A 13,334-nucleotide genomic window follows, 5' to 3' on the forward strand; every position below is an offset into this window, starting at 1 on the left:
TCAGATGAAATGACGGAAAAAAAAGGTCTGGAAAATATCGTTGAAGAAATCCACAATCTCATCGAATCTGAAAATATCCAGGTCGGCGAAAAATTGCCGAGTGAGAGGTATCTGAAAGAAAAGCTGAATGTAAGCAGGCAGAGTGTGAGAGAGGCGCTGCGGGCACTTGAACTGCTCGGTATCATCTATGTCCGCCGTGGAGAAGGAACCTTTTTGGCTGACATCGACAGTCACCAGCTCTTCCAGCTCATCGGCAGATATCTGATCAGAACCGAAAGACAACAGAATGAAATAGTAGAAATAAAACAGATGATCGAGGCATATGTGAAATCAAAGCATCATGATGACAAAATGACTGTCCTGGATGACGACAATCAGATCATGAAGAAGATATATGTCCTGCTAGACAAATATTCAAAAGCTTTCAAATCGTAAAGAAGCAAGGGGTTTATTATGCTAAAAGACTTGTTCTCCAAACTGAATAAAAAAGTCAATGAAACCAACCGCAATGACGGCACTTTTGAAAACAGCGAGTCAATCATGACAAAGTGCCCGAACTGCAAGAAAATACTGTATTCCAAGGAACTCTATAAAAGATTGAATGTCTGCACGAACTGCGAGCACCATCTGCCCATAACTGCGCCGGACCGGATGGAGGCACTCATGGATGAAGGCACGGTCAAACCGATCCTGGAAAATATCACATCGGCCAATCCCCTGAACTTCCCGAACTATGAAGCGAAGCTGAACAAGGACAGGGAGAAGACGGGATTGAATGAGGCAGTCATCTGTGCAGAAGGCACCATAGATGATACCCCCGCTGTGGTGGCCATCATGGATTCGCGCTTCAGAATGGGCAGCATGGGTTCTGCCGTCGGCGAAAAGCTGGCAAGAACCTTCGAATATGCGACCGAACGCCGTCTGCCCGTAATCGTCTTTACGGCAAGCGGCGGGGCACGCATGCAGGAGGGAATCATCTCACTGATGCAGATGGCAAAAGTGAGCGTGGCCATTGAGCGCCATAACCAGGCCGGGCTCCTCTATATCGCCTATATGACAAACCCGACGACGGGCGGGGTGTCTGCAAGCTTCGCATCCGTCGGGGATATCAACCTTGCTGAACGGGGTGCGCTCATCGGCTTTGCCGGCAGACGTGTGATAGAGGAGACCATCAAGGAAAAACTGCCGGACGATTTCCAGACAGCCGAATTCCTGCTGAAGCATGGACAGCTGGATGAGGTCGTCAACCGCAGGGATATGAAAAACTATCTCGGAAGAATACTGAAACTGCATAGTGGGGTGTGACCATGGCGTTTGAATTTGAAAAGCCGATATATGAGCTCGAAGACAAAATTGGAGAACTCGAGAAATATGCTGCGAAGAACAAGCTTGATCTGACGAAGGAAATCAGTTTCCTGGAGAAGAAGGTCAATGATAAGAAAGACGAGGTCTACAGCAACCTGACACCATGGCAGCGTGTGGAAATTGCCAGGTATGCCAAACGCCCGACGACATTGGAATATATTGAAGAAATCTTCGAGGATTTCATCGAATTCTTCGGGGACCGTGTCCATAGTGATGATGCCGCCATCGTAGGCGGAATCGCATCATATCATGGCACTCCTGTTACGGTCATCGGCCATCAGCGGGGCCGGGATACGAAGGGCAACATCCACCGGAACTTCGGCATGGCGCATCCGGATGGCTACCGAAAGGCACTGCGCCTGATGAAGCAGGCGGATAAATTCAACCGTCCGGTCATATGCTTCATCGATACGAAGGGTGCATATCCGGGGAAAGCGGCAGAAGAGCGCGGCCAGAGCGAGTCCATTGCCAGGAACCTTGTGGAGATGGCTGGGCTCAAAGTGCCCGTGATCAGCATCGTCATTGGGGAAGGCGGCTCTGGGGGGGCTTTGGCCCTTGGTGTATGCAACCGCCTCCTGATGCTTGAGAATGCGACATATTCCGTCATTTCTCCAGAAGGTGCAGCGAGCATACTGTTCAAGGATGCCTCCCTCAAGGAGATTGCGGCGGAGTCCCTGAAGATTACTGCTGCGGACCTGAAGTCTTTCGGCATTGCAGATGAAGTCATCATGGAGCCCAAAGGGGGCGCCCATAATGACAGGGAAGCGGTCATCTCCTCCCTTGACGAAGCAGTCAAGAGGCATCTGGATGAACTCCAGTCCATGGATGGCCAGACATTGATGGATGACCGTTACGACAAATACATGAATATTGGCGTGTTTACCGAACAGTCCTGATTCCGACTGTTCTTTTTTGGCTTTAAAACGGTTTCAACCATTCAAATTATGGCTAAGGATAAGCAGTTGTGCTATTTTAAAGATAAGATCATGTTTTAACGGAGGGAACTATGAAGAAAATTGCAGTACTGACTAGCGGAGGCGATTCTCCCGGCATGAATGCCGCAGTAAGAGCCGTAGTAAGAAAAAGCATATATGAAGGCATAGAAGTCTATGGTGTATACCAGGGCTACCAGGGCCTCGTCACCGACAATATAAAGAGACTCGAACTGGGGGATGTGGGCGACATCATCCAGCGGGGGGGTACAAAGCTCTATTCTGCAAGGTGCCCGGAATTCATAGAGCCCGACGTCAGGAAAAAGGCGATTGAAAACCTTCAGAAGCGCGGAATTGATTCCCTCGTGGTCATCGGCGGGGACGGTTCCTATAGAGGCGCCCAGCGGCTGAATGAAGAGGGAATCCATACAGTCGGTGTTCCGGGTACGATAGATAACGACATCAACGGTACTGACTATACGATCGGATTCGATACGGCCCTCAACACCATCATTGACGCGGTCGACAGGATTAGGGATACCGCAACGAGCCACGAACGGACCTTCATCATCGAGGTCATGGGCCGGGACGCCGGTGACCTGGCACTGTGGGCCGGGGTGGCAGGAGGGGCTGAGACGATCCTCATCCCGGAAGCCCCTTCCGATATCAAAGAGGTTGCCGAAAGGATTGAAACCGGCATGAAGCGCGGCAAGAAGCACTCCATCATCATTGTTGCAGAAGGTGTGATGAGCGCCGCGGAGTGTGCTGAGGAACTGCGGAAATACATCAATGTAGATACGCGTGAGAGTGTACTTGGGCATATGCAGCGTGGCGGAAAACCGACGGGCAGCGACCGTGTCCTGGCCTCCCGCCTGGGGGCGTATGCAGTCGAACTGCTCCTGAATGACATTCACGGACACGCGGTCGGCATTGAAAACAACCGCATGACGAAGACGAGTTTCGACAAGGTTTTCGAAGAAACCCACAAAATAGACGAAGGTCTATACAGGCTCTCAAGAGAGCTATCCATATAGGAGGAATTGACATGCGCAACACTAAGATAGTATGTACGATAGGACCGGCTTCCGAATCACCTGAAATGCTGGAAAAGCTGATGGATGCAGGCATGAATATCGCCCGTCTGAACTTTTCCCATGGTGATCATGAAGAACATCGGGCAAGAATCACCAATATAAGGAAAGCAGCGGACAAGCTTGGCCACACAGTAGCCATACTGCTCGACACGAAAGGACCCGAAATCCGTACGCATACGATGGAAAATGGAGAGATCGAACTGTCCAAGGGGCAGAAGATCACCGTATCCATGGAAGAGGTTGTCGGGACACCCGAGAAGTTTTCTGTAACCTATGCAGGACTGATAGACGATGTCGATACAGAAGACCGTATCCTGCTGGATGATGGACTGGTTGAACTGAAGATCGATGATATTGACCATGACGCCAAAGAGATACACTGCCATGTATTGAATGATGGTGTGCTGAAAAACAAGAAGGGCGTCAATGTGCCGGGTGTATCCGTAAAACTTCCGGGCATCACCGAGAAGGACCGGGAAGATATCATTTTCGGCATCGGGGAAGGTGTCGACTTCATTGCAGCGAGCTTCATCCGCACGAACAGCGATGTACTTGAAATACGTGAGCTGCTCGAAGAGCAGTCTGCCGAATATATCAAGATCATTCCGAAGATCGAGAACCAGGAAGGTATCGACAACATTGATGAGATTCTGGAAGTCTCGGATGGTCTTATGGTGGCGCGTGGAGACATGGGTGTTGAGATTCCACCGGAGTCCGTACCGATGGTCCAGAAGGACCTCATCAAAAAGTGCAATATGCTCGGCAAGCCGGTGATCACTGCGACCCAGATGCTGGATTCCATGCAGTACAACCCGCGTTGTACACGTGCTGAAGCAAGTGACGTGGCCAATGCCATCTATGATGGAACGGATGCTGTCATGCTGAGCGGTGAGACGGCTGCCGGGGATTATCCATTGGAATCCGTACAGACGATGGCCAGCATCGCAGTTTCTGCTGAAGAGGCACAGGACTATAAAAAACTCCTCTCTGCAAGAACCAAGTCGCTGCAGACGAACCTCGTTACGGCCATTGGCGTATCCGTCGCCCATACGGCCCTCAACCTGCAGTGCCGTGCGATTGTGGCGGCTACGGAATCCGGCCATACGGCGCGGATGATTTCGAAATACCGTCCGCATGCTGACATCGTCGCCGTGACCCCTCATGAATATGTAGCGCGGCAGCTCCAGCTTGTGTGGGGTGTCCATCCCGTCGTCAAGGAAGGGGAGCGGGACACCGACGAACTGCTGAATGTATCCGTATCCGCTGCGATGGAAAAGGGATTTGCCACACATGGCGACCTGCTGATTATTACTGCGGGTGTACCGGCTGGCGAAGCGGGGACGACCAACCTGATGAAACTACACATCGTTGGGGACGTACTCGTGCGTGCCCAAGGTATAGGCAGGAGAAGCACTGTCGGGGAAGTAGTCATCGTAAATTCATCAGATGACCTTTCAAAAAAGGATATCGAAGGAAAAATCGTCGTTGTCCAGTCCGTTGATTCCAATATGACCCCTTATCTCGAGAAGGCCGCCGGTCTTGTCACTGCAGAAGGTGGACTGACTTCCCATGGGGCCATTGTGGGGCTGAACCTCAATCTGCCGACGATTGTAGGGGCCACTGATGCCCTGAATGTCCTTGAAGAAGGCATGACGATCACTGTCGATTCCGAACAGAACTGCATCTTCAGCGGCCATGCCAATGTACTGTAGCAGAACGCAGGAAAGGGTACTGTCAAAGTACCCTTTTTATTGTTGTCGTCCAAAGAGACGGCCGGTATAATGTAGATGAGGTGGCGGAGATGAAAAAGTTATTATTATTGGCAGTGATGCTATTATTGGCTGCATGCGGCAATGAGGCCGATGAGTCCGGAGCCGGGAATCCGGAAGGTCAGAGTGAAGAAACGACGGAATCCTCTGAAGGGGAGCCGCAATCTGAAGCGGATGGAGCGATGGATGCTTCCGATTTGATCGATGAGGCATCGTCGGCATGGGGGGATACTGTGAGCTACGAAGCCAGGCAGACCTCCACGATTTCTTCAGGTGAAAGCCAGTATGTGGTAAGAACCATTACGACAAGAAGCGAAGCGGATGAAATTAAAGTGGAAGTCGATGATGGACAGGAAATAAAAACCCATTATATTGTCGAGGGTGAGCATTTCATCTATCAGGGGGGAAGCACCGAAGCGCAGGATGAGCCGCGTGAAATCGGCGCCAGCCAATATGGCGCGCTCATCTCCGATTTGGAACCCTATAGGGAAGGCACAGTATCCGAGTTTGAATCGGGATATGAATTGCGCTACACCTTGGATGAAAAAGAAGATGCTGAACCATTCTTCAATGACGGGATGACAGATGCATTCGATGATGTCGATACATTCAGTGGGCAGGTAACGCTGCAATTCAACGAGCAATACCAGTACACCGGTGCCGAGTTCACACTGACAGTCGGTTCAGGGGATGACGAGATGAACATCATCTCAAATATCACGATGGACAGAATCGGTGAAGTGGATAGAATTGAAAAACCGAAAAATATGTAAGTTGAAAGGCCGTTCAGAATGAGCGGCCTTTTTATTTAATTGAGGTAATCGCTTTCATATAGTGTAAATGTATACGATTTTAACTATTCGAAAAATTGACATTATTATACACCCCACATAGAATGTTAGTTACAAGGGGGAATTGAAATGTCAAAAATTGATTACAAAAAGATTTCTGATCAGCCCGAATTCGAGGCGCTTCTCAGAAAGCGGAACAGGTTCATCCTGCCGATCAGCATCTTTTTCATCATCGCAACTCTTATTTTTCCAGTGCTGACCGGCTATACCGATCTGCTCGCAAATGAGCCATTCGGTAATATATCGTGGGCATGGATTTATGCTTTTCTGCTTTTCATCATGGTATGGACGCTCGTCACCATCTATATGAGCAGGGCGAAGAAGTTTGACAAGGAAGCCGACGAAATCATCAGAAAGTACAAGGAAGGGGAATACGAATGAATTTGACAGTCATCATCATGTTTCTGGTGTTTGTAGGGGCAACTTTGGTAATTACATATTTTGCTTCCAAACGCACACAGTCCACGAAAGACTTCTATACCGCAGGAGGCGGCCTGACAGGCTGGCAGAACGGTCTGGCAATTTCGGGGGATTATCTGTCGGCGGCATCATTTCTCGGTATTGCTGGTGCGATTGCACTATGGGGCTTCGATGGATTCTTCTATAGTGTAGGGTATCTGACGGCATATCTGGTCGTTTTGTATATAGTCGCAGAACCACTCAGAAACCTGGGCAAATATACGGTGGCAGATATGATTGCAGCGCGGTTCGAGCTGAAAAAGGTCCGGGCATTCGCTGCACTCTCATCCATCACCATCGTCATATTCTATATGCTTGCCCAACTTGTGGGCGCAGGCGCACTCATACAGCTTCTGTTCGATATACCCTACAGCATTTCCGTCATTCTTGTAGGCATCATGATGACGATCTATGTGCTGTTCGGCGGCATGACCGCAACGAGCTGGGTACAGATGGTCAAGGCTGTCCTGCTCATGATCGGTACGCTCATCATTTCTTTTCTGGTACTGCTTACTTTCAACTTCAATATATTCGCGATGTTCGGTGAGATGAAGAACGTCACGGCACCTGAACTGGAGGGTTCATTCCTGAATCCGGGGGCGCAGGGAAACTCTCCACTCAATAATATTTCCCTGATCGTCGCCCTTCTGTTCGGAACGGCGGGCCTGCCCCATATCCTCATGAGGTTCTTCACCGTCAAGGATGCAAAGACGGCGAGAAGCTCTGTCATGTGGGCGACATGGATCATCGGGATCTTCTATATCCTGACCATTTTCCTTGGCTTCGGGGCTGCGGCATTGCTGACACGGGAAGAGATCATCGCTGCCAACCCGGCAGGCAACATGGCAGCGCCTCTGCTTGCTGAAAGACTGGGAGGCGACTTCCTGATGTCCTTCGTTGCAGCGGTTGCATTCGCGACAATCCTTGCTGTAGTCGCCGGACTAGTGCTCTCCGGCGCAAGTGCATTTGCACACGATATCTATGGACAAGTGATAAAGAAAGGGAAAATGACGGATAGGGAGCAGATGTTGGCTGCAAGAACAGCCGCTTTAAGCGTCAGTGTGCTGTCCATCATCCTTGCGATATTCGCTCAGGACCAGAACGTGGCCTTCCTGGTGTCTCTGGCATTCTGTGTTGCCGCCAGTGCCAATCTTCCCGTCATCGTCTATACGATATTCTGGAAACGCTTCAACACCCAGGGTGCAATCTCCGGCATCATCACCGGACTTGTCGTCTCCCTGGCACTCGTCATACTGAGTCCGAATGTAATGGATCCATCCGGAAGTGCGTTCATCGCCATGGAACCGATCTTCCCCTTGGATAATCCTGCACTGTTTTCTGTGCCTGCAGGCTTCATCGGTGCTTTCCTGGGGACATTCCTCGGAAAAGCGGAATCCCATGAAAAATATCGGGAGGTCAAGGTCAAATCGGTCACGGGCATATCCACATCAGATGTTTCCCACTAAATATAAGATTAACTTATAGGAATCAATAAGATAATTAATTGTTTCTTATGAAAGTGGTAATTTGCGAAAATTACCGCTTTTTCCCTTGTGTAAGGGCTTTCGAGCAAGATAACGGTAATTTTTTCACAATGTAATATGTTTTCTTGATTTATTCACAAAGTTCTTGAATTTGATATAATGGTATAGAAGCCGAAGTGGCTATTTTATGAATTACTAAGAAGGAGAGTCAATATGTCTGACAAAAAAGGTTTAGAAGGTATTGTAGCGGCCGAATCCCGCATCAGTTCTATCATTGGTTCACAGCTCACTTATTGTGGCTATGAGATTGATGACCTTGCTGAAAATGCATCGTTTGAGGAAGTAGTCTTCCTGCTGTGGAATGACAGGCTTCCGAATCAATCGGAACTGGATGAGTTCCAGGCCAAACTATTCGAGCATATGACACTCAATCCGAGAGTCTACAACCATTTTGAAGAGTATGCTGCAGACAGGGTCCACCCGATGACGGGTATCCGGACTGCACTGTCATATCTTGCGCATTTCGACCCTAATGCTGAAGACATGAGTGAAGAGGCGAATCAGGAAAAAGCAATTCGCATCCAGGCGAAAGTTGCCTCCCTGGTCTCTGCATTCTCAAGAATCCGCAATGGCCAGGAAGTCGTGAAGCCTAAAGAAGGACTGAGCTATGCAGCGAACTTCCTTTACATGCTAAAGGGCGAAGAGCCGAATGATACAGAAGTTGAAGCGATGAACAAAGCGCTTGTCCTTCATGCGGACCACGAACTCAACGCATCCACATTCACTGCACGTGTCTGTGTAGCGACACTGTCCGATGTATATTCCGGTGTCACGGCTGCAGCCGGTGCTCTGAAGGGGCCGCTCCATGGTGGCGCCAACGAACGTGTAATGCAGATGCTTTCTGAAATCGACTCATCTGATGATGTGGAAAGCTATCTCAAAAAGAAATTTGAGAACAAGGAAAAGATCATGGGCATGGGCCACCGTGTATACAAAGAAGGGGACCCGCGTGCCAAATACTTGAGGGACATGTCCAAGAAGCTGACGGAACAGATCGGTGAGCCGGACCTCTACGAGAAGTCCATCAAGATAGCTGAAATCGTGGAGAGGGAAAAAGGTCTTCTTCCAAACGTCGACTTCTTCAGTGCGTCCGTGTACCACTCGCTCGGCATAGATCATGACCTGTTTACACCGATCTTCGCCATGAGCCGTGTATCCGGATGGCTTGCACACATCCTTGAACAGTATCAGGACAACCGCCTGATCAGACCAAGGGCTGAATATGTGGGGCAGACTGACAAAAAATACGAACCTATTGAAGAAAGATAATCAATCAAGATAAATAATTGGAGGAATAAATTCTATGGCTAGTCAAAAAATAACTACAGACAACGGGGTACTCAACGTACCGGATCAACCTGTAATTCCATACATCGAGGGGGACGGCATCGGCCCTGACATCTGGAGTGCAGCAAGCAAGGTGCTTGATGCAGCAGTCGAAAAAGCATACGACGGCAAAAAAGGCATCGAGTGGAAGGAAGTACTCGCAGGACAGAAAGCCTACGATAAGACAGGCGAGTGGCTGCCTCAGGAGACGCTCGATACAATCGATGAATATCTCCTGGCCATCAAGGGACCTCTGACAACACCGATCGGTGGCGGCATCCGTTCACTCAACGTTGCATTGAGACAGGAACTGGACCTCTTCACATGCCTCCGCCCTGTAAGGTATTTCGAAGGTGTGCCTTCTCCACTGAAACGTCCGGAAGAGACTGACATGGTCATTTTCCGTGAAAATACCGAAGATATCTATGCGGGCATCGAATTCCAGGAAGGTACTGATGATGTCAAGAAAGTCATCGATTTCCTCCAGAATGAAATGGGCGCCAAGAACATCCGTTTCCCTGAAACTTCCGGAATCGGCATCAAGCCTGTCTCCAAGGAAGGTACTGAGAGACTTGTCCGTTCTGCAATCAACTACGCAATCGACAACAACCGTCCGTCTGTAACACTTGTCCACAAAGGGAACATCATGAAGTTCACAGAAGGTGCGTTCAAAGCATGGGGCTATGACCTTGCTGAGCGCGAATTCGGAGATAAGGTCTTCACATGGAAAGAGTATGACAAGATCGTCGAAGATGAAGGCAGGGAAGCAGCCGATAAAGCCCAATCTGAAGCTGAATCAGCAGGCAAGATCGTCATCAAGGATGCGATTGCAGATATCTTCCTGCAACAGATCCTTACACGTCCAAAAGACTTTGGTGTTGTAGCGACGATGAACCTGAACGGCGACTATGTCTCCGATGCACTTGCAGCACAGGTCGGCGGTATCGGTATTGCACCGGGCGCGAACATCAACTACGAAACTGGACATGCGATCTTCGAAGCGACTCACGGTACTGCACCGAAATACGCTGGACTCGACAAGGTGAATCCTTCTTCAGTCATCCTTTCAGGCGTCTTGATGCTCGAACACATTGGATGGCAGGAAGCTGCAGACCTCATTACTAAATCAATGGAAAAAACGATCGCTTCCAAAGTCGTCACATATGACTTTGCCCGTCTGATGGATGGCGCAACAGAAGTGAAATGTTCCGAATTTGGGGATGAACTGATCAAAAACATGTAATCATGTTTGCTGACAAGGAGTGTGGACAGCATGAACAGAAAGAAGATTTCAGTCATCGGCGCCGGTTTCACCGGTGCCACGACAGCTTTCATCGCTGCATCAAAAGCATTGGGTGATGTTGTACTGGTCGATATCCCACAGGCAGAAGACCCAACCCGGGGCAAGGCCCTGGACATGTCTGAAGCGACGCCTGTACTCGGTGTCGATGTGGATATTACAGGCACGAGCAATTATGAAGATACAAGGAACTCCGATATTGTCATCATTACAGCGGGAATCGCGAGAAAACCGGGCATGAGCAGGGACGACCTGGTGAAGACAAACCAGAAGGTGATGTCTGCGGTCACGCGTGAAATAGTCAAATATTCACCGGACTGCTCAATCCTCGTCCTGACCAACCCGGTGGATGCTATGACCTATACTGTGTATAAGGAGTCCGGCTTCCCCAAAAACAGGGTGATCGGCCAGTCCGGTGTACTTGATACAGCAAGGTTCAGAACATTCATTGCAGAAGAACTGAAGCTGTCCGTCCAGGATGTCCAAGGCTTCGTACTCGGTGGCCATGGTGACGATATGGTACCGCTCATACGCTATTCGAATGTAGGCGGGGTGCCACTTACAAGCCTCCTGGACCAAGATAAGATTGACGCCATCATCGAACGTACAAGAAAGGGTGGGGCTGAAATCGTCAATCTGCTTGGCAGTGGTTCCGCCTATTATGCGCCTGCCGCCGCTCTTGTCGAGATGGCTGAAGCAATCCTTTCAGACCAGAAGCGTGTGCTGCCGGCAATTGCCTATCTCGAAGGTGAATATGGCTATGAAGATATCTATCTTGGAGTGCCTACCGTTCTCGGTGCAGAAGGCATAGAGCGCATCATCGAACTGGAACTGACCGATGAAGAAAAGAGCCAGCTGGATAAATCCAAAGACTCTGTGACAAACGTCATGAACATGTTGAAATAATATTTGTAAAATTCAAGTTTGAGTATTATACTGAGAAGGCTGCCAATTTGGTGGCCTTTTCGGTTTATAGATTAAAATGGGAGGAAATTTTTGAAATGGAAAATGGTGGAAAGAAAAATGGTATTTTTCAGAAATTTCTTGATTTTGTAGAGTGGTTGGGGAATAAACTGCCTCATCCGGTAACTCTGTTTGCGCTGCTTGCAGCACTGACACTGGTGGCATCTGCCGTCCTATCGATCTTCGAAATTTCGGTGGAGCATCCAGGAGAAGATCAGGAAACTGTTTCAATCAACAATCTGCTTAACAGTGAAGGAATAAGTTACATATTCTCAAGCATGACCGACAACTTCATCAACTTTGCGCCGCTCGGCGTAGTGCTTGTCACAATGCTGGGTATAGGTGTTGCTGAAAGGTCAGGGCTGATCAGTGCTGCATTGCGCGGGTTCGTCCTGTCCATACCGAAGCAGCTGATTACTGCCGGACTGGTTTTTGCTGGCATCATGTCTTCGCTTGCTTCCGATGCAGGATATGTCGTGCTGCCGCCACTTGGAGCCGTACTGTTCCTCGCACTTGGCAGACACCCGCTTGCAGGTCTTGCAGCTGCATTCGCCGGTGTTTCTGCCGGTTTCTCAGCCAACCTGCTCCTCAGCGGAACGGACGCAATGCTTGCAGAACTTTCAATCGCAGCGGCCTCAGTCATCGATCCTGAATATGCAGAGGGCATGAATGTGGCGATGAACTACTTCTTCATCGCAGCGAGTGTATTCCTGCTCACGCTTGTAGGGTGGTTCGTCTCCGACAAGATTGTCGAGCCGAGGCTTGGGAAATTCAATCCGAAGAGTGGCGATTCTGACGCAGTGGAAAGTACGGATGAAATGAATCCTCTGAAGCCTGTTGAGAAGAAAGGGCTGATCTGGGCAATCATTTCTGCTGTTGTGGGCATTGCGCTTGCATCGCTGCTCGTCGTGCTGCCGAATTCTCCAATGCGTGGTGACGATTCGATCGGCAATTATATGGATACGATCGTCCAATCTCCATTCATGAGTGATGGACTGGTGCCGGTCATAGCGATACTCTTCTTCATACCGGGTCTCGTCTATGGACTGATCACCCGAAGCATCAAAAATGACAAGGATGTTGCCAACCAGATGACCGAAACGATGGCTGCCATGGGCATGTTCATCGTCCTCGCCTTCACAGCAGGGCAATTTGTTGCATATTTCGCAGAATCCAACATCGGTCTGGTCATCGGCGTCTATGGTGCAGAGCTTCTTGAAGCACTCAACCTCACTGGTATTCCATTGATCATCGGTTTCATGTTCGTAACAGCGGTGGTCAACCTCTTCATCGGAAGTGCCAGTGCCAAATGGGCAATGATGGCGCCGATATTCGTGCCGATCATGATGCAGCTCGGATATTCTCCGGAGCTGACGACCATGGCATACCGTGTAGCGGATTCATCCACGAACATCATTACGCCGCTGATGACGTATTTTGCGATTATCATCGCTTTTGCCCAGCAGTACGATAAGAATATAGGAATAGGTACATTGATTTCCGTCATGCTGCCATATTCCATCTTCTTCTTTGTCACATGGGCACTTATGCTCATCGTATGGATGCTGTTCGGCCTCCCGCTCGGACCGAATGCACCAATCGAATATGCAGGATAACAAAAGGCACAGCTTTAGCTGTGCCTTTTTCTATGGATTAAACCGGCACAGAAATGTATAATCTGATATGAAGAGACTGAGTTGGAACGGTCGGGAAGATTCAGCGGAGAGGAGA

Annotated in this window: 12 protein-coding genes; all 12 read left to right on the forward strand. The window is 49.4% G+C overall.

Annotation, left to right across the window (positions count from 1 at the left end; genetic code table 11):
• Positions 1–9 precede the first annotated feature (9 nt).
• The 12 genes from BO53_RS13270 to BO53_RS0101085 all read left to right on the forward strand — a co-directional run bounded on the left by BO53_RS13270 (position 10) and on the right by BO53_RS0101085 (position 13,219).
• The gene (locus BO53_RS13270) at positions 10–435 is read left to right on the forward strand and encodes a FadR/GntR family transcriptional regulator (protein WP_031544517.1); all 426 of its coding nucleotides are present in this window, start codon (positions 10–12) and stop codon (positions 433–435) included.
• A gap of 18 nt (positions 436–453) precedes the next feature.
• Positions 454–1,305, forward strand: coding sequence for an acetyl-CoA carboxylase, carboxyltransferase subunit beta (gene accD, locus BO53_RS0101035; protein WP_031544518.1), 852 nt, complete (start codon positions 454–456; stop codon positions 1,303–1,305).
• Positions 1,306–1,307: 2 nt separating this feature from the next.
• On the forward strand, positions 1,308–2,261 hold the full coding sequence (locus BO53_RS0101040) for an acetyl-CoA carboxylase carboxyltransferase subunit alpha (RefSeq protein ID WP_031544520.1): 954 nt from the start codon (positions 1,308–1,310) through the stop codon (positions 2,259–2,261).
• 110 nt (positions 2,262–2,371) lie between these two features.
• Positions 2,372–3,331, forward strand: a complete 960-nt coding sequence (pfkA, locus tag BO53_RS0101045) for a 6-phosphofructokinase (RefSeq protein WP_031544522.1) — start codon at positions 2,372–2,374, stop codon at positions 3,329–3,331.
• Between the two features lie 11 nt (positions 3,332–3,342).
• A complete protein-coding gene (pyk, locus tag BO53_RS0101050) occupies positions 3,343–5,103 on the forward strand; it encodes a pyruvate kinase (protein WP_031544524.1) in 1,761 nt (586 codons plus the stop codon).
• An 89-nt stretch (positions 5,104–5,192) separates the two neighbouring features.
• A complete protein-coding gene (locus BO53_RS0101055) occupies positions 5,193–5,933 on the forward strand; it encodes a hypothetical protein (protein ID WP_031544526.1) in 741 nt (246 codons plus the stop codon).
• A gap of 147 nt (positions 5,934–6,080) precedes the next feature.
• A complete protein-coding gene (locus tag BO53_RS0101060; RefSeq protein ID WP_031544528.1) occupies positions 6,081–6,392 on the forward strand; it encodes a DUF485 domain-containing protein in 312 nt (103 codons plus the stop codon).
• Positions 6,389–7,936 carry a solute symporter family protein gene (locus BO53_RS0101065; RefSeq protein WP_031544529.1) on the forward strand — a complete coding sequence of 516 codons (1,548 nt, stop codon included), beginning with the start codon at positions 6,389–6,391 and terminating at the stop codon, positions 7,934–7,936. Before BO53_RS0101060 ends, BO53_RS0101065 begins: the two co-directional genes overlap by 4 nt.
• Before the next feature lie 231 nt (positions 7,937–8,167).
• Complete coding sequence (locus tag BO53_RS0101070) at positions 8,168–9,283, forward strand: citrate synthase (protein ID WP_031544531.1); 1,116 nt, start codon at positions 8,168–8,170, stop codon at positions 9,281–9,283.
• A 34-nt stretch (positions 9,284–9,317) separates the two neighbouring features.
• On the forward strand, positions 9,318–10,583 hold the full coding sequence (gene icd, locus BO53_RS0101075; RefSeq protein ID WP_031544532.1) for an NADP-dependent isocitrate dehydrogenase: 1,266 nt from the start codon (positions 9,318–9,320) through the stop codon (positions 10,581–10,583).
• 30 nt (positions 10,584–10,613) lie between these two features.
• Positions 10,614–11,546, forward strand: coding sequence for a malate dehydrogenase (mdh, locus tag BO53_RS0101080; protein ID WP_031544533.1), 933 nt, complete (start codon positions 10,614–10,616; stop codon positions 11,544–11,546).
• 95 nt (positions 11,547–11,641) lie between these two features.
• Entirely contained in the window at positions 11,642–13,219 is a 1,578-nt protein-coding gene (locus tag BO53_RS0101085; RefSeq protein WP_031544534.1) for an AbgT family transporter, read from the forward strand.
• Positions 13,220–13,334: the final 115 nt, after the last annotated feature.

It is taken from the genome of Salinicoccus luteus DSM 17002 (assembly GCF_000712035.1).
In the GTDB taxonomy this organism is placed as follows: Bacteria; Bacillota; Bacilli; order Staphylococcales; family Salinicoccaceae; genus Salinicoccus; species Salinicoccus luteus.